The 18,841-nt window shown below is 65.5% G+C and carries 20 protein-coding genes; 13 read left to right on the top strand and 7 right to left on the bottom strand.

Annotated features, from left to right (window positions below; translation table 11 throughout):
* Positions 1 to 379: 379 nt before the first annotated feature.
* Positions 380 to 1,156, bottom strand: coding sequence for a substrate-binding domain-containing protein (locus GOC52_RS08430; protein ID WP_342354963.1), 777 nt, complete (start codon positions 1,154 to 1,156; stop codon positions 380 to 382).
* A gap of 319 nt (positions 1,157 to 1,475) precedes the next feature.
* On the opposite strand from GOC52_RS08430, the gene GOC52_RS08435 reads away from it, so the two are divergent.
* Entirely contained in the window at positions 1,476 to 1,664 is a 189-nt protein-coding gene (locus GOC52_RS08435; RefSeq protein WP_049454717.1) for a hypothetical protein, read from the top strand.
* A gap of 139 nt (positions 1,665 to 1,803) precedes the next feature.
* On the opposite strand, the gene GOC52_RS08440 is transcribed toward GOC52_RS08435, so the two are convergent.
* On the bottom strand, positions 1,804 to 3,792 hold the full coding sequence (locus GOC52_RS08440; protein WP_071305799.1) for an XVIPCD domain-containing protein: 1,989 nt from the start codon (positions 3,790 to 3,792) through the stop codon (positions 1,804 to 1,806).
* Positions 3,793 to 3,946: 154 nt separating this feature from the next.
* Here GOC52_RS08440 and GOC52_RS20735 point away from each other — a divergent pair, with 154 nt between their 5' ends.
* The 3 genes from GOC52_RS20735 to GOC52_RS08450 all read left to right on the top strand — a co-directional run bounded on the left by GOC52_RS20735 (position 3,947) and on the right by GOC52_RS08450 (position 5,091).
* Positions 3,947 to 4,201, top strand: coding sequence for a hypothetical protein (locus GOC52_RS20735; RefSeq protein ID WP_238794428.1), 255 nt, complete (start codon positions 3,947 to 3,949; stop codon positions 4,199 to 4,201).
* On the top strand, positions 4,195 to 4,449 hold the full coding sequence (locus GOC52_RS20740) for a GNAT family N-acetyltransferase (protein ID WP_342354964.1): 255 nt from the start codon (positions 4,195 to 4,197) through the stop codon (positions 4,447 to 4,449). Before GOC52_RS20735 ends, GOC52_RS20740 begins: the two co-directional genes overlap by 7 nt.
* Positions 4,450 to 4,518: 69 nt before the next feature.
* Positions 4,519 to 5,091 carry a hypothetical protein gene (locus GOC52_RS08450; protein WP_010484444.1) on the top strand — a complete coding sequence of 191 codons (573 nt, stop codon included), beginning with the start codon at positions 4,519 to 4,521 and terminating at the stop codon, positions 5,089 to 5,091.
* 126 nt (positions 5,092 to 5,217) lie between these two features.
* Here the strand turns inward: GOC52_RS08450 and smpB are convergent, their stop codons facing one another.
* Entirely contained in the window at positions 5,218 to 5,721 is a 504-nt protein-coding gene (gene smpB, locus GOC52_RS08455) for an SsrA-binding protein SmpB (RefSeq protein ID WP_010484447.1), read from the bottom strand.
* Between the two features lie 57 nt (positions 5,722 to 5,778).
* Here smpB and GOC52_RS08460 point away from each other — a divergent pair, with 57 nt between their 5' ends.
* Together GOC52_RS08460 and GOC52_RS08465 are read left to right on the top strand one after the other, a co-directional pair.
* A complete protein-coding gene (locus tag GOC52_RS08460) occupies positions 5,779 to 6,204 on the top strand; it encodes a type II toxin-antitoxin system RatA family toxin (protein WP_010484449.1) in 426 nt (141 codons plus the stop codon).
* A 3-nt stretch (positions 6,205 to 6,207) separates the two neighbouring features.
* Complete coding sequence (locus tag GOC52_RS08465; RefSeq protein WP_010484451.1) at positions 6,208 to 6,465, top strand: RnfH family protein; 258 nt, start codon at positions 6,208 to 6,210, stop codon at positions 6,463 to 6,465.
* A 36-nt stretch (positions 6,466 to 6,501) separates the two neighbouring features.
* Here GOC52_RS08465 and GOC52_RS08470 read toward each other — a convergent pair whose 3' ends face one another.
* Positions 6,502 to 6,894, bottom strand: a complete 393-nt coding sequence (locus GOC52_RS08470) for an outer membrane protein assembly factor BamE (RefSeq protein WP_010484453.1) — start codon at positions 6,892 to 6,894, stop codon at positions 6,502 to 6,504.
* 103 nt (positions 6,895 to 6,997) lie between these two features.
* On the opposite strand from GOC52_RS08470, the gene fur reads away from it, so the two are divergent.
* Positions 6,998 to 7,405, top strand: a complete 408-nt coding sequence (gene fur, locus GOC52_RS08475) for a ferric iron uptake transcriptional regulator (RefSeq protein ID WP_005409235.1) — start codon at positions 6,998 to 7,000, stop codon at positions 7,403 to 7,405.
* A 58-nt stretch (positions 7,406 to 7,463) separates the two neighbouring features.
* On the opposite strand, the gene GOC52_RS08480 is transcribed toward fur, so the two are convergent.
* Positions 7,464 to 8,708 carry an SGNH/GDSL hydrolase family protein gene (locus GOC52_RS08480; protein WP_071305798.1) on the bottom strand — a complete coding sequence of 415 codons (1,245 nt, stop codon included), beginning with the start codon at positions 8,706 to 8,708 and terminating at the stop codon, positions 7,464 to 7,466.
* A 97-nt stretch (positions 8,709 to 8,805) separates the two neighbouring features.
* Between GOC52_RS08480 and GOC52_RS08485 the strand changes: the two genes are divergently transcribed.
* The gene (locus GOC52_RS08485; protein WP_010484459.1) at positions 8,806 to 9,723 is read left to right on the top strand and encodes a LysR family transcriptional regulator; all 918 of its coding nucleotides are present in this window, start codon (positions 8,806 to 8,808) and stop codon (positions 9,721 to 9,723) included.
* Positions 9,724 to 9,823: 100 nt separating this feature from the next.
* Here GOC52_RS08485 and recN read toward each other — a convergent pair whose 3' ends face one another.
* Entirely contained in the window at positions 9,824 to 11,485 is a 1,662-nt protein-coding gene (gene recN, locus GOC52_RS08490) for a DNA repair protein RecN (RefSeq protein ID WP_071305797.1), read from the bottom strand.
* A 115-nt stretch (positions 11,486 to 11,600) separates the two neighbouring features.
* Between recN and hrcA the strand changes: the two genes are divergently transcribed.
* The 4 genes from hrcA to dnaJ all read left to right on the top strand — a co-directional run bounded on the left by hrcA (position 11,601) and on the right by dnaJ (position 16,628).
* Complete coding sequence (gene hrcA, locus GOC52_RS08495; RefSeq protein ID WP_010484463.1) at positions 11,601 to 12,665, top strand: heat-inducible transcriptional repressor HrcA; 1,065 nt, start codon at positions 11,601 to 11,603, stop codon at positions 12,663 to 12,665.
* 63 nt (positions 12,666 to 12,728) lie between these two features.
* The gene (gene grpE, locus GOC52_RS08500) at positions 12,729 to 13,244 is read left to right on the top strand and encodes a nucleotide exchange factor GrpE (protein WP_010484465.1); all 516 of its coding nucleotides are present in this window, start codon (positions 12,729 to 12,731) and stop codon (positions 13,242 to 13,244) included.
* A 182-nt stretch (positions 13,245 to 13,426) separates the two neighbouring features.
* A complete protein-coding gene (dnaK, locus tag GOC52_RS08505; RefSeq protein ID WP_010484469.1) occupies positions 13,427 to 15,352 on the top strand; it encodes a molecular chaperone DnaK in 1,926 nt (641 codons plus the stop codon).
* A gap of 154 nt (positions 15,353 to 15,506) precedes the next feature.
* Positions 15,507 to 16,628, top strand: a complete 1,122-nt coding sequence (gene dnaJ, locus GOC52_RS08510) for a molecular chaperone DnaJ (protein ID WP_010484471.1) — start codon at positions 15,507 to 15,509, stop codon at positions 16,626 to 16,628.
* A 59-nt stretch (positions 16,629 to 16,687) separates the two neighbouring features.
* Here the strand turns inward: dnaJ and GOC52_RS08515 are convergent, their stop codons facing one another.
* Entirely contained in the window at positions 16,688 to 17,485 is a 798-nt protein-coding gene (locus GOC52_RS08515; protein ID WP_053442852.1) for an AraC family transcriptional regulator, read from the bottom strand.
* Positions 17,486 to 17,557: 72 nt separating this feature from the next.
* Here GOC52_RS08515 and GOC52_RS08520 point away from each other — a divergent pair, with 72 nt between their 5' ends.
* The gene (locus GOC52_RS08520; protein ID WP_043399330.1) at positions 17,558 to 18,757 is read left to right on the top strand and encodes an MFS transporter; all 1,200 of its coding nucleotides are present in this window, start codon (positions 17,558 to 17,560) and stop codon (positions 18,755 to 18,757) included.
* The last annotated feature ends 84 nt before the right edge of the window (positions 18,758 to 18,841 follow it).

The raw sequence follows: 18,841 nt of genomic DNA on the forward strand, positions 1-18,841 counted from the left end.
CAGAGGCCGGCATGACAGCCGGCCCCTGTTTTCCAACGTCGTGATGTCGCATCCCTGCTAGGGACGCCCCATTCCATTGCAGGCGTCCGGGTTGTTCAGTCCGGTCGAACTACTTGCAAGAGCGAATCGTGTCTGGATCGCCTCACGCCAACTCCTATCCAGTGGGTAGAACCAGTGCGCCCGTAATGTCGCGTCATTGGGCCCTTGATCCTGGCTGGAATCACCTGCGCTTCCGTAGTGATTGAAAAGGAATGAACGAATTGCGCTTGCAACACGCTTGTGGGCGGACTAACGGCACCGATCGTTGCGGGGATGCTCACATATTTGGGCGAGAACCCAATCACGCGGGCCACTTTCGTGGCATCGTCCGGGTTGACCATCAGTCTGGGCCAGTGTATCCAATGCGGCCATTACCAGAATTGACGGTATCAAGCAGCGAGGTGTCTCCCGTTGCCACGGCAGGGAGAAAGTTTGAGGGCGCCGTGTTGTTTGAGAACAAGCCGGCGAAGCTCGTCTGGATCGAGAAGCCCGGCGCCGATCCACTCCAGTTGCTTTGCTGTTTGAGATTAGTCCCGAACAAATCAACCGACTTGCATGCCGCAGACAGAAAACGCGTGAGAACTTCAGTGCTACCGCTGCTCTCCGAGCGGTAAACCACAGTGATCGGGCCACTCTGACCTGACGACAAACCCGATGATAGTTGAGACCAGTCCGCTATCTTGCTTGAGAAGACACCACAGATATCGTTGATGGACAGGTCAAGCTTCGCGCCGGGCTTGTTGAAGGGGATCACGACTGGTACGAGCGCCGTGGGAATCTGGATGAGCGCTCCATATTTTTGGTTGGTTGTGGGTACGTTGTAGGCGTTGGTGTAGTCGGACAACTCGGTCGCCGTAAGAACGGAATCGCCTGCCGCAAAATGTACTGTGCCGATGTTCCCGAAGAGACTGGGATCATTGCTGAGAAACGCTTTCTTCTCTTTGCCGGAGCCCGTTACGGCGTAGCTGAAGCTGTTTGGAAGAATGCTGTCTGCTGATCCCTTGTAGAGGTTTGCCGGCACCGAGGCGCCGCCGCCTTGCACTGGGGACTGGGCGTAAGCCAAGTGGAACGGACTGGACAACGAGATAACGAGCAAAGCGGCCCTGATCGATTTCACGTTTACCTCTTGGCGGGCTGCTTTTGCAGAGGGGCGTCAAGGGAGGTTGCACAACGGTTGCTCGAACCCTCCAAGCCCCCCTATCCCTGAAGGACGATTCGATGTTCGATTGAATCAATGACATGCCGCTTAGAAATCCTGTGGAAGATCAAACGGTCATCCTTCTGTGAAGCCATCACGCTGAGAACCGGTGGCCATTGGAGGAGAAGGGCCAGTCCATGGATGGTGGTGCTGCTTTTCTTTTCCCTGCAACAGGCTTGGAGGCGGGTCCAAGGCATGCAGAGGGCGGCACTCTCGCCGCCAGACGCTGGAGAAGGACATGGAAGATGAGCGCCATAAGGCTCAGGTGGTCTCGATGGAGGCCTTCAAGGCAGCCCGGATGGGAAAGATCCCACCGGAGCTGCTGGATATGTATGACGAGCTGACGCGCGATCAGGATGCGTTGGCGCAGATCTCGATCATTCTAGTGGCGGCGCTGCGGAGACGATTGGGCCTGCCGGACCTGTAAGGTCCAAGGGGCCGCCGCGGCGGCCCCTTCAGGAACTGGCGCCGCTGGAAGCGGCATGATTCAGCTATGGCCAGGCATACGCCAGTGGCAGTTCATCGGCGACGCTGGACAGCACAAGCCCTGCTGACCCGGAGACAGGTCATAGTCCTCGCGCCGCCATCAGTCGCGTCTCATGCTCGTGCTCTTGAGTACGCAGATCGCTCTGTGCACGCGATTCAGAGGCCACCTCCAATCTGGAGAAACTGTCCTCGATCGGTGTATTCAACGCCGTCTGATAGTCGAAACCCGCCCGTAGATGCGCCGGGGAGTCGAGTGCCCCCTGCACGACAAAAGCTTGGCCACGATTTCCGACCACAAGGTGATCCACCTGACTCAACCCAGCCCGCTGGGCTGCGATGGTTCCGGCCATCGCCAAACGCTCAACTGCCTGATCCGGCAACCCACCCTGGGTGCATGCCAGTCTTTCTGCCGCTTGGAAATTCTGCTTGTAGATGGCATTTGCCTCGTGGTCCGAATGGCGCGGATCGAGGGTGGCGGTGCGGCCAGCCGGTGAAAGGGGGGCCGGAGCCTGCTGCTGCGATTGAACCGGCGCATTGAGCAGCGTGCCGTCTGAGCGCGTGAGTTGCGCATTGATCGGGTGGACAGGCCCACGCGGGTCACCGTCCTGCGCCACACGCTGTAGATGCTTGCCGAACTGATCGGCATTACCCTGCAGGCTACGGGCTATCCCGATTGCGAACTCAAGACCATCGCGCTGCGGCTGGTCGCCATAGCCAGCGCGAGCGATACCTGCCAATGGATCGAGATGTCCGAGGGGGCGCTCGACCATCTTCTGGGTTCGCTGCATGAATTCCTGCATCTGCGCTTCGCTGAAGCTGACCGAGACTTTTTCACCGGGACGGATCTGTCCCGGGCCCTCGGTCGATCCAGTTAAAGCCAGGTTCAACCCGGTGGCGATGTTGCGCTCCTCAACGGCTTCGTTTCGGCCACCAACCACCTTGTCCATAAAGCCGGGGGTCGGCACATCCGTGTCGACAAGGAACTGATACCTGCGCGCATCCACGTCCTCGCGGAGCGTTTCTCCGTCACGGATGAAGGCGCGCACAATCGTCAGCTTCACGTTGTCGTCATAGCTCAATTGCTGGGTGACTGTGACCTTGCCGTCGGGAGCCGTGCTCTGGATCGCCGTGCCAGTATTGCGGCGCCCCGCGATATCGGCACTCACCAGGTCATTGACCAGTCCCACTTGCAGCCGCTGCTGGGAGCTGTAGTCCAACCGCTCCAGCTGAGCCACGTTGCTCACGCCCGGCGTCTGATCGGCCACCTGGCCTGTTGCGAGCATTCGGATGTAGGCCGCACGCGCATCCGGGTCGCGCAGGTCAAAGTCGGCGGTCTGCAGTTTGGACTGTCCAAGCGCATCCTGGCGACCGGCCATCACGCGCGCAATGCCTAGATCGACGCCCACGCCCTGCAGGGATTCGATCGCCTTGTTGGGCCCCGTAACGACCCGGACATGGTGTTCGTCCAAACGGCTGATCGCGACACCGACCCCCTCCGCTTCAGTGAGCTGGTTCACCGTTGCGATGTGGCGGAACGCAACTTTCAACTCACTCTGCTGGAATTGCTGGCTATCCAGCAACACCCGGCCACCAATCGGCAGCGTGGTCGGGTCGAAGGGGTTCACTCTGGCAGCTTGCTCAGCCGTTGCAGGAGTGGATTTTCCGGTTTCAGATGCGGTGGTGTCAGGCAGGGAGACGCGATAGCGCACACGGGCACCCACCTGCGATCCGGCTTCAAGCTCGATACCAGCCAGACGCTCTTTGCCTTTGACTTCGGCGCGTGCGCCAACTGCAACCGACGCCTCAAGGCTGAACTGGGTGATGCGTTCGCGCTCGATACGGTTCTCGCCTGCCGTACCCGTTACCTCTGTCACCTTCTTCAACGTGGCGCCTGCAAGAGCCACCTCTGCCTGAGTCTTCTCGATACTACGTCCGGCAACCTTTACAGCGCCGTCTGCGGTCCGGGTAATCGAAGCGCTGTCACCCGGCAGTTTTGCACTGTGCTCAGTGCTAGAGCCGGAGTAGGTGGGGTCAATCGAATCGTCAGGATTGGAGGCCGTCGCAGTCATGCGAACTTCCTATGAAGAGGCGAGCCAGCCCAGAGTATAGACACCCTTCGGTTGATGGGGGGCGGGACGGTTGGCCGTTCTGCCTGACCCCAGCAGCAAAATATTGGGGTTGATAGCATCCAGACTCTCGATCTGCAGCCAATGGAAGGACGCCATGTCGCTTGAAGTCGCCGTAACCGATGATCCCAGCGACGAGGCGCTGGACCTAATTGGCAGTGGCCTGGACCAGTTCAATCTGAACGCAGCGGGTTACGCCGATCGGCGCACACTCGCGGTGCTGGTCACCGATCCGGCCAGTGGCGAGGTGGTGGGGGGCTTACCGGGCGAACTTCACTGGGCCTGTGGTTCGTGGATCTGTTCCATCTGCCAGCGGCCTATCGCGGCAACGGGCTGGGATCGCGCGTGCTGAAGGCCGCAGAGGATGAAGCACGGCGTCGTGGTTGCCGTTCCGGCGTGCTGTACACCCTCAGCTTCCAGGCGCCCGACTTCTATGTGAAGCATGGATGGGTCGTGTTCGGCCGGGTGCCATGCGATTCGGTCGGCACATGCAGGGTGTTCCTCAGCAAGGATCTGTCGGCGGGGTGTGTGCTGCGGGCGAGTCGCGCGTCCTGTCAATCCGCAACTTGTTGTAGAGCGTCTGTCATAGCGGATTGCTAACTTCGTGGGCACGAATTTGCGACACACTGGCGACGACCATCCAGGCCAGGACAGACACGGAGACGGTGGGTGACCGATGCAAGCCAACAACGCAGCCTGCGGCAGCTGATCGGACCGGTCGGTGCCGATTACCAGCGACGCGCGTTGCCGCCGGGCTGGGTATGGGCGGTGCTGGCGGTGCTGCTGGCGGCCACCTGGGTGACCGAGTTGCCGGCCACGGCCGCTGCGGCACTGGTCGCCAGCGCGGTGGTGGTGCACTGGTCGCAGCGTGGTCGCATCCATTGGCTGGGGTGGCGCCTGCCTGGCCTGGCGGTGCTGGCGGCCTTGTTGTGGGGGCCGGAAGTGCTGTCGCAGTGGTTCGAGCACGGGTTGGCCGTGGTGCTGATGTCGCTGGCCAGCCTGAGCATTGGTGTGCACGTGTGGCAGTCGCGACAGATGGCCCGCCGGCTGCAGGGTGCGGCCGACGCGCTGGACGATGCGCAGCTGCTGGCGCTGCTGCCGGCTGATGCCGCACAGCTGGCCCAGCAGTGGCGCTCGGGCGATGATCGTTACGCGCCGGAGCTGGCAGTGGTGATGCATCTGGCGGTGATGCACGCGGCACTGGCGCCGCGGGTGCGCAGGCAGGGCATGCTGGCGGGGTGATCAGCGTCTTGTAGAGCCGAGCCTGCGCTCGGCTGCTCTTCTTGCCGAAGCCGAGCGTGGCTCGGCTTTACAGACAGCCAAAGCAGTCGAGCATGGCTCGACTCTACAGGGTGATGCGCAACCGCCTTACGCGTCGCGGTTGCCGCGACGCATGACACGCTGCTTCTCGATCGCCCAGTCGCGGTCCTTGGCGGCATCGCGCTTGTCGTGGGTCTGCTTGCCCTTGGCCAGCGCGACTTCGAGCTTGATCTTGTTCTTGCTCCAGTACATCGCGGTGGGCACGATCGTGTAGCCATCGCGCTCGACCTTGCCAACCAGCTTGTCGATCTCGCTCCGGTGCAGCAGCAGCTTGCGATCGCGCCGGTCGTTGGCCACGACATGGGTCGAGGCCTGGATCAACGGCGTGATCTGCGCGCCGATCAGGAAGATCTCACCATCCTTCACGTAGGCGTAGGCGTCGACGATGTTGCCGCGGCCAGCACGGATCGATTTCACCTCCCAGCCCTGCAGGGCCAGGCCGGCTTCGAAGCGATCTTCGATGTGGTACTCGTGGCGGGCACGCTTGTTCAACGCGATGGTTTTGTTGGCCGTCGCGCTCTTTGCTTTATCCTTGCCGCTGTTCTTACTCATTTCCGTATTGTCTCCGATTCGGGCCCGCCCGGTCGATTGCCGAAACGTCCTGTATTCATGCCTACTATCCGCCGCAGCGCCCTGGTCGAACATTCGGCCGCGCGCATGTTCGACCTGGTCAATGATGTCCAGGCCTATCCGCGCCGTTTCCGCTGGTGTTCGGCTGCCCAGATCCTGGAGCAGGGCGAGGACCGACTGGTAGCGCGCCTGGATCTGGGCCTGGGCTCGTTCAGCACCTGGTTCCAGACTGAAAACACCCTGCAGCGCCCGCACAGCATCGACATGCAGCTGCGCGATGGCCCGTTCAAGCAGCTGCATGGCCGCTGGGAGTTCCATGCGCTGGCCGAAGATGCCTGCAAAGTCACCCTGACCCTGGACTTCGAGCCCAGTTCGCGCCTGCTGGGGCCGGCGCTGGCGTTGGGCTTCCAGAGCCTGGCCGACCGCATGGTCAACGACTTCATCCGCGTTGCCGACGAGGCCTGAGCAATGATCGAGGTCGAGGTGGTGCTGGCCTGGCCGCAGCGGGTGCTCTCGCGCCGGTTGCAGCTGGACGAGGGCGCGACCGTGGCCGAGGCCATTGCCGCTGCTGCGCTGGAAGGCAGTGCAGGCTGCCCGGCGGCGGCCGTGCATGGGGTACTGGCGCGCCCGCAGCAGGTACTGCTGGATGGCGACCGCATCGAGCTGCTACGCCCGTTGCAGGCCGACCCCAAGGACAACCGCCGGCGTCGCGCGCTCGGCGGTTGATTCCTGCCGCCCGTCCGTGCGGACGGGCAGGGGGCGTCAGCGACCCTTCTTCTTCTTGTCCTTCGGCAGATTGCGGCCGAACTGGCGCACGGTCTGCTGGGCCAGGGCCTTGTCGTTACCCGGGAAGTAATCGCCTTCCCAGCGGGTCACGTTGTCATTGTCGAAGAACACGGTGAAGTTCTTCACCTCGGTGCGGCCCAGGCGGTTCACGCGCTGGCTGGAGGTGTAGTCCCAGCGCTGGGCGTGGAACGGGTCCGGAATGGACGGGGTGCCCAGCAGCGCAGTGACCTGCTGCTTGCTCTGCCCGACCTGCAGCTTGGCCACGGCATCTTCCCGGATCAGGTTGCCCTGATAGATGGGTTGCTTGTAGATGATGCCGCACCCGGTGGTGGACAGGGCGACGGCGGCGACCAACAGGAGATTGCGCATCGGGACTGGCGGTTGGGGAAATCAAACCGATGATACACTCCCGGCGTGCCACCGCGACCCAATCCGAGGCAGCTGGCGCTAAATCGCCAATGAACGGAGACCTATGGAAACCCACGACCTGCGAAAAGTCGGCCTGAAGGTGACCCATCCACGGATGCGGATCCTGGCGCTGCTTGAACAGCGCAATGCCCAGCACCACATGACCGCCGAAGATATCTACCGCCAGCTGCTTGAGCATGGCGACGAGATCGGCCTGGCGACGGTCTACCGGGTGTTGACCCAGTTCGAGGCCGCCGGTCTCGTGCTCAAGCACAATTTCGAAGGCGGCCAGGCCGTCTACGAGCTGGACCGTGGCGGCCACCATGACCACATGGTCGACGTGGACAGCGGCAAGATCATCGAGTTCGAGAGCCACGAGATCGAGGAGCTGCAGCGCAAGATCGCTGCCGACCACGGCTACGAGCTGGAAGAGCACTCGCTGGTGCTGTACGTGCGCAAAAAGCGCAAGTAAGCCGTTCCTGCCAGCTGGATGCGACCAAACCCCGGGCTTGCCCGGGGTTTTTCGTTGCTTACGGTAGATCCACGCCATGCGTGGATGGCCCCATGAGCACCTCAAGATCGACCGCCTCGGCCATGGCCCGGTTGCCCGCATCGCCCGGGTGCAGGTGGTCACCGGAGTCGTAGGCGGCCGCCATCTGTGACGGATCGGCTGGGTCCCGCAGCGCGGCGTCCAGGTCGATCACCGCGTCAAAAGGGCTGTCCGTGCGCAGCCACGCATTGAGCTGCCGGCGCAGGACATCCTTGTCCGGGTGGTAGTAGTCATCCAGCGGCGTGTCGGGCAGGGCGCCGGCGAACGGTGCCAGGGTGGCGCCTACGATCCGGATACCTCGGCCTCGGGCCTGCTCGGCCAGGGCGCGATACCCCGCCTGTAGTTCCGCCAGCGCGGGCCGGGCCTGGTTGCGGGCGAACGCGGTGCCAGGCCAGCTGATGTCGTTGATGCCGATCAGCACGATCACACTGGCCACGCCGGGCTGATCCAGTGCATCGCGCTGCAAGCGGGCCAGAACCGACTCACCCATGCCGTCGCGCAGCAGCCGCCCCCCGGATATACCGGCGTTGACCACGGCGATGCCCCGCGGTGCCAGACGCGCGGCCAGGTGGTCGGTCCAGCGCTGGTCCTGGTCGAGGCTGGCGGTGGCGCCGTCGGTGATCGAGTCGCCGATCACCACCACGCTACGTGCGCGGGCGGCGGCCTCGACCTCGATGCCGGCCAGGAACAGGCGGGCAGTGGTTCTGCTGGCCGCGCTCAGAGCCTGGGCCCTGCTCTGGTCGCCGGGCGCAGTCCAACTGGTCTGGCGGCCTTCCCAATGGAACGTCTGCACCGGCGTCGGCCCCGGCACGAAGACACTGACCTGCAGTGCCTGCCGGTCATCCGTGACCAGTGGCAGCGGGTCGCTCAGCCGTTCCTGCCCGGGGGAGATCAGCACCCCGGGCTGGCCGTCGAAACTGAGCGGCTGCGGTGTGTCCCCCGCCCGGGCAGCCACGCTCGCTGCCCCGATCCGCAGCGGCTGGGTGCCGTAAGCATTGCTCAGCCGCACCCGCAGCCGAGGCCCGCCCAGGCTGATGCGCGCGGTCTGGCGGAAGGTCTGGTCATGCAACGTGGCCGGGACCAGGGTCGGGAACAGAAAATCCGCGCCCCAGACCGGTTGCGGGCTGGCCTGCCAGCTGGCAACCCAGTGCGGGGCGGATGCGGCACTGGCGACGCCGGACAGGGCGAGCAGGGTGGTGGCGGTAAGGTGGCTCAGGCGGTTCATCGGGCGGTCCCGGGTGGAGGGAACACCATGGTGATTCCGTGTTTATCTGTGAACTAGACTGCGCATGGATAATCATCTGTGAACTGGATTCATTGCCATGGCGCGACCAGACATCAACCGATCCGGCGAGCTGGAAGTGTTCGTGCGGGTGATCGAGACCGGTGGCTTCTCCGCCGCCGCCCGCACCCTGGACATGACGCCCTCGGCGGTGAGCAAGCTGGTGGCCCGGCTGGAACAGCGGCTGGGCACGCGCCTGCTGCAACGCTCCACCCGCCAGCTACAGCTGACCCCGGAAGGCTGCGCGTTCTATGAACGTGGCCTGCGCGTGCTGGCCGACCTGGAGGAGGCCGAACGCTGCGCCAGCGCACATGCCGAGCCGCGCGGACGGCTGCGGGTCAATTCCAACGTGCCGTTTGGCCAGCACTTCCTGTTGCCGCTGCTGCCGGCGTTCCTGGAGCGCAACCCGCAGGTGGGCGTGGACCTGACCCTCAACGACGAGGTGATCGACCTGCTGGAGCAGCGCACCGATGTGGCGGTGCGGGCCGGGCCGCTGAAGAGCTCCAGCCTGGTGGCGCGGCGGCTGGGCGCGACGCGGATGATGATCGTGGCCGCGCCGGCCTACGCGCAGCGGCATGGGCTGCCGCGCGACGCTGAGGAGCTGCAGTCGCACAATCGGCTGGACATCGGCCATGCCCGGGCGATGCAGGGCTGGCCATTGCTGCAGGACGGACGCGAGCGGATGGTGCTGCCCAGTGGCAATGCCCGCGCCAGCAACGGTGATGCACTGCGGCAGCTGGTGCTGGGTGGTCTGGGCATGGCACGGCTGGCAGCGTTCCAGGTGCAGGCCGACATCGCTGCCGGACGCCTGCTGCCGGTGCTGGAGGAAGCCAATCCCGGTGACCTGGAAGAGGTGCACGCGGTGTTCCTGGGACAGGGCGGCTACCTGCCGCTGCGGGTGCGCGCGTTCCTGGATTACCTGGTGGAAACGGTGGACCTGGCACGGCCCTTGGGGTGAGAGCGCCGGCGGACAGAAGCCGAGCATGGGCTCGGCTCTACATGTCGGTTTCGTTCGGGACGTTCCTGTAGAGCCGAGCCCATGCTCGGCCCGGTCGGCGTTACACCTGCAGCAGCTTGCGCGCAGCGGCGCGCGCTTCCTTGCTCACTTCCACGCCGCCGAGCATGCGTGCCAGCTCTTCCTCGCGCGCCTTGCTGTCCAGCTTTTCCACTGCGCTCTGGGTCATGCCTTCCACCGGCGCCTTGCTGACCCGGTAGTGGGCGTGGCCCTTGGAAGCGACCTGCGGCAGGTGGGTCACGCACAGCACCTGGCGCTTCTCACCGAGCGCGCGCAGCTTCTGGCCGACGATGTCGGCCACCGCGCCGCCGATGCCGGAGTCGACCTCGTCAAACACCATGGTGGGCACCGCATCCAGGTCCAGCGCGGCCACTTCAATGGCCAGCGAGATGCGTGACAGTTCACCGCCCGAGGCCACCTTGCGCAGGGCGCGCGGCGGCTGGCCGGCGTTGGCCGCCACCAGGAACTCGACGCGCTCTGCACCCTGTGGGTCGGGCTTGCCGCTGTCCTGTGGCTCCAGTTCGATCAGGAACTGGCCGCCGCCCATGCCCAGCTCGGCGATGATGCCGGTGGTGGTGGCCGACAGTTCTGCCGCAGCCTTGCGGCGGCTCGCGCTGAGCACTTCAGCCTGCATCCGCCAAGCCGCAGCGGCCTTGTCGATCTCGCCGGCCAGGCGCTGCAGGCGTTCGTCGGCGCCGCGCAGCTGCTCCACTTCGGCGTGCATGCGCTCGCGCTGCGCGCCCAGCTCGTCCATCGGCACGCGGTGCTTGCGGGCCAGGTCGTGCAGGCGGCCCAGGCGGCGCTCGTTCTCCTCGAACTGTTCCGGGTCGGCGTCGAGGTCGTCATGCACCCGGTCCAGCAGCGACAGGGCTTCGTGCAGCTGGATCGAGGCGTTCTCGATCAGACCGTCCACCTCGCCCAGGCGCGGGTCGTGCTCGATCAGGCGCGACAGCTCGTGGCGCACCTGCTGCAGCAGGTCCAGCGCAGAGCTGCCGTCGTCGCCGTTGAGCTGGTTGCTGGCGGCCTGGCAGGCGCTCAGCAGGGCGCTGGCGTGGGCCTGGCGGCGATGGCTGGCACCGAGCGCCACGATCGACTCCGGCTCCAGGTCTTCGCGGTCCAGCTCGCGCAGCTGGTGTTCCAGGAAGCCGATCCGGTCACTCACGTCGCCCTGTTGCGACAGCGCCAGCGATTCATCGACCAGTGCCTGCCATGCGGCCGCGGCGCGGCGCACCTGGCGGCGCTCGTTCTCGTTGCCGGCATAGGCATCCAGCAGGGCCAGCTGCGACGGGCGCGCCAGCAGGGCCTGCTGTTCGTGCTGGCCGTGGATCTCCACCAGCAACGAGGCCAGGTCGCCCAGCTGGGCCAGGGTCACCGGGCGGCCATTGATCCACGCCCGCGAACCGCCGTCTGCACGGATCACGCGGCGCAGCTGGCATTGTTCTTCGTCGTCCAGCTCGTTGTCGGCCAGCCACTGGCGCGCGGCCTGCAGCTGGTCCAGCGTGAACTCGGCCGAAAGCTCGGCGCGCGCGGCGCCGTGGCGGACCACGCCGCTGTCGGCGCGCAGGCCGGACAGGAAGCCCAGCGCGTCGACCATCAGCGACTTGCCGGCGCCGGTCTCGCCTGAAACCACGGTCATGCCTGGCCCGAACTCCAGTTCGGTGGCGCGGACGACGGCAAAATCCTTGATCGAAAGATGTCTGAGCATGGGTAAGGGGGTATCAGCAGCCGCGCAACGCTAGCACGTGGGCGAGGGAGGTCCAATGACTTGCCAAGGTGATGCGCCGCCATTATCTAGTGTCCGTGTCTCACAGGTTGATTCCATGCACGGTTCTCCCGACCAGCTTGCCCCGCGTGCGCGCCATCTGCTGCGCACGCTGATCGCGCGTTACATCCAGGACGGTGAGCCGGTCGGCTCGCAGACGTTGGCGCGCGTGGCCGGCCTGGAGGTCAGCCCGGCCACCATCCGCAACATCCTCGGCGACCTGGAGGACCTGGGGCTGCTGGCCTCGCCGCACACCTCGGCCGGGCGCGTCCCGACCGCACACGGCTACCGGGTGTTCGTCGACAGCCTGCTGCAGATGCAGCCGCCGGGCGAGGGCGAGCTGGCCCGGTTGCGTCAGGAACTGGCTGGCGGCGGCAGCACCCAGGCCCTGCTCGGCAGCGCCTCGGAGCTGCTGTCGGCCATGAGCCACTTCGTCGGCGTGGTCAGCGCGCCGCGGCGCGAGCAGTTCGCCTTCCGCCAGATCGATTTCGTGGCGCTGGACGGGCGCCGCGTACTGGCGATCCTGGTGTTCGCCGACAACGAGGTGCAGAACCGGGTCATCGAGACCCGGCAGGAGTTCGCGCCGGGCCAGCTGGAGCAGGTCGCCAACTACCTCAATGCCCATTTCGCCGGCCTGCCGATGGCCGAGATCCGCACCCGCCTGCTGCTGGAACTGCGCGACGCCCGCTCCGAGCTGGAACAGCTGCTGGCGCACAGCATCGAGCTGGCCGAGCAGGCCCTGCAGCCAGCGGCCGACGACATGCTGGTGGCCGGCCAGACCCGCCTGATGGGGGTGCAGGACCTGTCCGACCTGGAGCGCCTGCGTGAACTGTTCGAGCTGTTCTCCAGCAAGCGCGAGATCCTGCAGCTGCTGGAGCGGACCATCCAGGCGCCGGGCGTGCGCATCTTCATCGGCGAGGAGACGGGGATGATGCCGCTGCAGGGCGTCTCGCTGGTCACCGCCCCGTACACCGCCAACGGCCAGGTGCTGGGCGTGCTGGGCGTGATCGGCCCCAAGCGGATGGCCTACGACCGCATGATCCCGCTGGTGCAGGCCACCGCCGATGTGCTCGGCGCGGCCTTTTCACCCGCCGGGCGCACTCCCGGAACATCCGACGCTTGAAACGCAGCATCCCGCCCACACTAGGGTGGGTGGAGGCGGAGAGTGACCGCCAGGGACCCAGACATGAACCACGAACAGCCAGATATCGAATCCCAGCAGAGTGCCGCTGATGCGGCTGCCGCCGCCGGCGTCAACGACGAAGTGGAGCGCCTGCGCGCCGAAGTCGAGCAGATCAAGGCCGATGCGCTGCGTGAGCGCGCCGACCTGGAGAACCAGCGCAAGCGCGTGGCCCGTGACATCGAGCAGGCCCGCAAGTTCGCCAACGAGAAGCTGCTCGGCGAGCTGCTGCCGGTGTTCGACAGCCTGGATGCCGGCCTGAAGGCCGCCGGCGACGACCCGCACCCGCTGCGCGAAGGCCTGGAGCTGACCTACAAGCAGCTGCTGAAGGTTGCCGCCGACAACGGTCTGGTCCTGCTGGACCCGACTGGCCAGCCGTTCAACCCGGAACACCACCAGGCCATCAGCCAGGTGCCGGCCCCGGGCGCGGCCCCCGGCAGCGTGGTGACCGTGTTCCAGAAGGGCTACCTGCTGAACGAGCGCCTGCTGCGGCCGGCGCTGGTGGTGGTGGCCGCCGATTGATTGACTGGGCCGGGTGATGCCCGGCCCCGGTCGAGCCAGGCCATGCCTGGCAAGGTTTTCCAGGCGCTGAACACAGCGTTCGGGAGATGGCTTGAATGTTCCACGAGCCTCCCCCACATCGTATTCATCCACCGGCCGAACGGCCGGACTGACCCCAACAAGCATCCTCAGGAGTCTCCCCCATGGGCAAGATCATTGGTATCGACCTCGGCACCACCAACTCGTGCGTGGCGATCATGGACGGCGGCAAGGCCCGCGTCATCGAGAATTCGGAAGGCGATCGCACCACCCCGTCGATCGTCGCCTACACCAAGGACGGCGAAGTCCTGGTCGGCGCCTCGGCCAAGCGCCAGGCCGTGACCAACCCGAAGAACACCTTCTACGCGGTGAAGCGCCTGATCGGCCGCAAGTTCACCGACGCCGAAGTGCAGAAGGACATCGCGCACGTCCCCTACAGCATCCTCGCCCATGACAATGGCGATGCCTGGGTGGCCACCAGCGACGGCAAGAAGATGGCGCCGCAGGAAATCTCGGCCAAGGTGCTGGAAAAGATGAAGAAGACCGCCGAGGACTTCCTCGGTGAGAAGGTCACCGAAGCGGTCATCACCGTGCCGGCCTACTTCAACGACAGCCAGCGCCAGGCGACCAAGGACGCCGGCCGCATCGCCGGCCTGGACGTCAAGCGCATCATCAACGAGCCGACCGCGGCCGCGCTGGCCTATGGCCTGGACAAGGGCGACAACAAGGATCGCAAGATCGTGGTGTACGACCTGGGCGGCGGCACCTTCGACGTCTCGGTGATCGAGATCGCCAACGTCGACGGCGAAAAGCAGTTCGAAGTGCTGGCCACCAACGGCGACACCTTCCTGGGCGGCGAAGACTTCGACAACCGCGTCATCGAGTACCTGGTTGAAGAGTTCAACAAGGACCAGGGCATCGACCTGCGCAAGGATCCGCTGGCCCTGCAGCGCCTGAAGGACGCTGCCGAGCGCGCCAAGATCGAGCTGTCCAGCGCCCAGCAGACCGAAGTGAACCTGCCGTACGTCACCGCTGACGCGTCGGGTCCGAAGCACCTGAACATCAAGCTGACCCGCGCCAAGCTGGAAGCGCTGGTGGACGACCTGATCAAGAAGTCGATCGAGCCGTGCCGCGTCGCCCTGAACGATGCCGGCCTGCGTTCGAGCGACATCAGCGAAGTGATCCTGGTCGGCGGCCAGACCCGCATGCCGAAGGTGCAGCAGGCGGTGACCGAGTTCTTCGGCAAGGAACCGCGCAAGGACGTCAACCCCGACGAGGCCGTGGCACTGGGTGCGGCGATCCAGGGCGGCGTGCTGGGTGGCGACGTCAAGGACGTGCTGCTGCTGGACGTGACCCCGCTGTCGCTGGGCATCGAAACCATGGGTGGCGTGTTCACCAAGATCATCGAGAAGAACACCACCATCCCGACCAAGGCCTCGCAGGTGTTCTCCACCGCCGAGGACAACCAGTCGGCCGTGACCGTGCACGTGCTGCAGGGTGAGCGCGAACAGGCCCGCTTCAACAAGTCGCTGGCCAAGTTCGACCTGTCCGGCATCGAGCCGGCCCCGCGCGGCCTGCCGCAGGTGGAAGTGTCCTTCGACATCGACGCCAACGGCATCCTGCACGTGTCGGCCAAGGACAAGAAGACCAACAAGGAACAGAAGGTCGAGATCAAGGCCGGTTCGGGCCTGTCCGAGGAAGAGATCGCACGCATGGTCGCCGACGCGGAAGCCAACCGCGAAGAAGACAAGAAGTTCCAGGAACTGGTGCAGGCCCGCAACCAGGCCGACGCCCTGATCCACGGCACCCGCAGCGCGATCACCGAGCACGGCAGCAAGGTCGGTGGCGAAGTGATCGGCAAGGTCGAGGCGGCCCTGGCCGATCTGGAAACCGCGATGAAGGGTGACGACAAGGCACAGATCGAAGCCAAGTCGAAGGCGCTGGAAGAAGCTGGCCAGTCGCTGTTCGCTGCCGCTTCGGCCGACCAGGGCGGTGCTGCGCCGGGTGCCGACGCCGGCAACGCAGGCAAGGCGCAGGATGACGTGGTCGACGCCGAGTTCACCGAAGTCAAGGACGACAAGAAGTCCTGATCCGGACCGACACGGGACGCTGGCCATCAGCGTCCCGTTGTCGCATCAGGGTCCTGACCGCCCACCGGCGTGTCGGGGCGCCCGACGCAAGAGCGGACCTGGTTCCGCTCTTCCGCTTTGACGAATCCCGACTTTCCGGAACCCGATTCACGATATGAGCAAGCGCGATTACTACGAAGTGCTGGGCGTTGCCCGCACCGCCACCGACGACGAGCTGAAGAAGGCTTACCGCCGCTGCGCGATGAAGTTCCACCCGGACCGCAACCCGGGCGATACGGCGGCCGAAGCCTCCTTCAAGGAGTGCAAGGAAGCCTACGAAGTACTGTCTGACGGCAACAAGCGCCGCATGTATGACAGCCACGGCCACGCCGCGTTCGAGCACGGCATGGGCGGCGGTGGTCCGGGCGGCCCGGACATGAACGATATCTTCGGTGATATCTTCGGCAACATCTTTGGTGGCGGCGGTGGTCCGCGCCAGGCCCGTCGCGGCGCCGACATCGGCTACGTGATGGAGCTGGACCTGGAAGAAGCCGTGCGCGGTGTCGAGCGCCGCATCGAGATTCCGACCCTGGCCGAGTGCGGCGACTGCGATGGCAGTGGCTCCGAAGACGGCAAGGTCGAGACCTGCAACGTCTGCCATGGCCGTGGCCAGGTGCGCATCCAGCGCGGCATCTTCGCCATGCAGCAGGCCTGCCACAACTGCGGCGGCCGTGGCCAGATCATCGCCAAGCCCTGCAAGACCTGCCATGGCAACGGCCGTGTCGAGGAAGACAAGGTGCTGTCGGTGAAGGTGCCGGCCGGCGTCGACACCGGCGACCGCATCCGCCTGCAGGGCGAGGGCGAAGCCGGTCCGGCCGGTACGCCGCCGGGTGATCTGTACGTGGAAGTGCGCGTGCGCGAGCATGCGATCTTCCAGCGCGATGGCGACGACCTGCACTGCGAAGTGCCGATCCGCATCTCGCAGGCCGCACTGGGCGACACCGTGCGCGTGGCCACGCTGGGCGGCGAGGCGGAGATCCGCATCCCGGCCGAGACCCAGACCGGCAAGCTGTTCCGCCTGCGTGGCAAGGGCGTACGTTCGGTGCGCAGCCGCAGCGAGGGCGACCTGTACTGCCGTGTGGTGGTGGAGACCCCGGTCAACCTCACCAACGAGCAGCGCAAGCTGCTGGAGCAGTTCGAAGCCACCTTCGTCGGCGAGGAAGCGCGCAAGCATTCGCCGAAGTCGGCCACCTTCATCGATGGCGTGAAGGGCTTCTGGGACCGGATGACGTCCTGAGTTTTCAACACAAGCGTTGAACGGTAGCGCCGGGCCATGCCCGGCGTTTTCGTTTGCGGTCAGCGGAAAAACGCCGCGGGTGTCTGCCCCAGCTGCCGCTTGAACATGCTGGTGAACGCGCTTGGGCTGTCGTAACCCATCGCCAGCGCGACATCGATGACCTTGTCGCCGACCGCCAGCCGTTCCATCGCGGCCAGCAGCCGCGCCTGTTGTCGCCACTGGCCGAACGTCATGCCCAGTTCGCTGGCGAAATGGCGCTGGATGGTTTTCACGTCCACCTGCAGCGCCTGCGCCCAATCCTGCAGCGTGGCGTCGTCGCCGGGATGCTTCTGGATGTGCTGGCAGATCCGCTGCAGGCGCGGGTCGGTGGGGGAGGGCAGGTGCAGCGGCAGCACGTCCATGCGGTGCAGCTCGTCCAGCAGCAGGCGCACCAGGCGGCCGTCGCGGCTGTCGTCCACATGCGCGGTCTCGATCAGGCTGGCGGCCAGCAGCAGCTCGCGCAGCAGCGGTGCTACCTGTACTGCGAACGCCTCGTCCGGCAGCTGCGGCGCGAAGTCCGGCTCCACGTACAGGCTGCGCATGTGTACTTCGGCGATGCAGTCCACCGCATGGGCCATGCCGGCCGGGACCCAGATCGCGCGGGTCGAGGGCACCACCCAGCGGCCGCCGTCCGCACGCACCACCATCAGTCCGGACATGGCGAACACCAGCTGGTGACGGCGGTGCCGGTGGGGCGCGATGTGGGTGCCGGGCTTGTAGTGGCGGGCGCGGCAGGTCACTGGGCGGTGCACCGGAACCTCGTTCCACGGCGCAGTCTCGCGGACCGGGCAGGGGGTGTCCTTTTTGCGATATGCCATGACCCGAACGCGGCAGAAGGGAGGGGGAGGTCACCGTAGCATGCGTGGCTCGCCCCCAACCTGACTGTATCCATGTCGACCCTAGCTTCTCCCGCAACCACCTCACGCCCGGTGGCCCCCGGCGTGCTGGCCGCCATCTCCACCTCGCATGTCGTCAACGACATGATGCAGTCGCTGATCCTGGCCATCTATCCAGTGATCAAGGGCGGCTTCAACCTCAGCTTCACCCAGATCGGCCTGATCACGCTGACCTACCAGCTCACCGCCTCGATCTTCCAGCCGTTGATCGGCATGGCTACCGACCGCCGCCCGGCGCCGTACTCGCTGCCGATCGGCATGGCCTCGACCCTGTGCGGCATGCTGCTGCTGGGCTTCGCACCGAACTACGCGGTGGTGCTGATGGCGGCGGCGATGGTCGGCATTGGTTCGGCCATCTTCCATCCGGAAGCCTCGCGCATCGCGCGGCTGGCCTCGGGCGGTCGCCATGGTTTCGCGCAGTCGGTGTTCCAGGTCGGTGGCAACTTCGGTACCGCGCTGGGCCCGCTGATTGCAGCGGCGGTGATCGTGCCGTATGGCCAGCATGCCGCATCGTGGTTTGCCGGCGCCGCCCTGATCGGCATCGCGCTGCTGACCTATGTCGGCCGCTGGTACGCGCTGCACCTGGGCATCCCGCGCCCGGCCAGCACCGCCTCGACGGCGCCGCGGCATCCGTCGCGCACCGTGGCCAAGGTGCTGGCGATCCTGCTGGTGCTGATCTTCAGCAAGTACTTCTACATGGCCAGCATCGGCAGCTACTTCACCTTTTACCTGATCCACCATTTCGGCATTCCGGTGGCACAGGCGCAGCTGCACCTGTTCGCGTTCCTGGTGGCATCCGCCGCCGGTGGCTTCCTCGGCGGCCCGCTGGGTGATCGCATCGGCCGCAAGCCGATCATCTGGACCTCGATCTTCGGCGTGGCCCCCTTCGCGTTGATGCTGCCGCATGCGGATCTGTTCTGGACCACGGTGCTGGCGGTGCTGATCGGCTTCGTGCTGTCGTCGGCGTTCTCGGCGATCGTGGTCTATGCGCAGGAGATGATGCCGCACCGCATCGGCATGGTGTCCGGCCTGTTCTTCGGCTTCGCGTTTGGCATGGGCGGACTGGGTGCTGCCGTGCTCGGCCTGCTGGCGGACAAGACCAGCATTGAGTACGTCTACCAGCTGACCGCGTTCCTGCCGCTACTCGGCATCGTGGCGGCGTGGCTGCCGCCATCTCGGCCTGCTGCTCACTGAGGGGGTTTGGTTTGCAGGGCTTGCAGCCCTGCACCCGCCGAAGCAACGTCAACGTCAACAGCAGAAGCTGGCTATCCGTGGGTT

Origin of the sequence: Stenotrophomonas sp. SXG-1 (genome assembly GCF_014083965.1) — a bacterium.
GTDB lineage: Bacteria > Pseudomonadota > Gammaproteobacteria > Xanthomonadales > Xanthomonadaceae > Stenotrophomonas > Stenotrophomonas geniculata.

What these genes read in the sequence shown, in the direction of transcription:
- GOC52_RS08435 (WP_049454717.1), top strand. Translation starts at nt 1,476, where the DNA reads ATGGAAGATGAGCGCCATAAGGCTCAGGTGGTCTCGATGGAGGCCTTC.
- GOC52_RS08440 (WP_071305799.1), bottom strand. Translation starts at nt 3,792, where the DNA reads ATGACTGCGACGGCCTCCAATCCTGACGATTCGATTGACCCCACCTAC.
- GOC52_RS20735 (WP_238794428.1), top strand. Translation starts at nt 3,947, where the DNA reads ATGTCGCTTGAAGTCGCCGTAACCGATGATCCCAGCGACGAGGCGCTG.
- smpB (WP_010484447.1), bottom strand. Translation starts at nt 5,721, where the DNA reads ATGAGTAAGAACAGCGGCAAGGATAAAGCAAAGAGCGCGACGGCCAAC.
- GOC52_RS08460 (WP_010484449.1), top strand. Translation starts at nt 5,779, where the DNA reads ATGCCTACTATCCGCCGCAGCGCCCTGGTCGAACATTCGGCCGCGCGC.
- GOC52_RS08465 (WP_010484451.1), top strand. Translation starts at nt 6,208, where the DNA reads ATGATCGAGGTCGAGGTGGTGCTGGCCTGGCCGCAGCGGGTGCTCTCG.
- GOC52_RS08470 (WP_010484453.1), bottom strand. Translation starts at nt 6,894, where the DNA reads ATGCGCAATCTCCTGTTGGTCGCCGCCGTCGCCCTGTCCACCACCGGG.
- fur (WP_005409235.1), top strand. Translation starts at nt 6,998, where the DNA reads ATGGAAACCCACGACCTGCGAAAAGTCGGCCTGAAGGTGACCCATCCA.
- GOC52_RS08480 (WP_071305798.1), bottom strand. Translation starts at nt 8,708, where the DNA reads ATGAACCGCCTGAGCCACCTTACCGCCACCACCCTGCTCGCCCTGTCC.
- GOC52_RS08485 (WP_010484459.1), top strand. Translation starts at nt 8,806, where the DNA reads ATGGCGCGACCAGACATCAACCGATCCGGCGAGCTGGAAGTGTTCGTG.
- recN (WP_071305797.1), bottom strand. Translation starts at nt 11,485, where the DNA reads ATGCTCAGACATCTTTCGATCAAGGATTTTGCCGTCGTCCGCGCCACC.
- hrcA (WP_010484463.1), top strand. Translation starts at nt 11,601, where the DNA reads ATGCACGGTTCTCCCGACCAGCTTGCCCCGCGTGCGCGCCATCTGCTG.
- grpE (WP_010484465.1), top strand. Translation starts at nt 12,729, where the DNA reads ATGAACCACGAACAGCCAGATATCGAATCCCAGCAGAGTGCCGCTGAT.
- dnaK (WP_010484469.1), top strand. Translation starts at nt 13,427, where the DNA reads ATGGGCAAGATCATTGGTATCGACCTCGGCACCACCAACTCGTGCGTG.
- dnaJ (WP_010484471.1), top strand. Translation starts at nt 15,507, where the DNA reads ATGAGCAAGCGCGATTACTACGAAGTGCTGGGCGTTGCCCGCACCGCC.
- GOC52_RS08515 (WP_053442852.1), bottom strand. Translation starts at nt 17,485, where the DNA reads ATGGCATATCGCAAAAAGGACACCCCCTGCCCGGTCCGCGAGACTGCG.
- GOC52_RS08520 (WP_043399330.1), top strand. Translation starts at nt 17,558, where the DNA reads ATGTCGACCCTAGCTTCTCCCGCAACCACCTCACGCCCGGTGGCCCCC.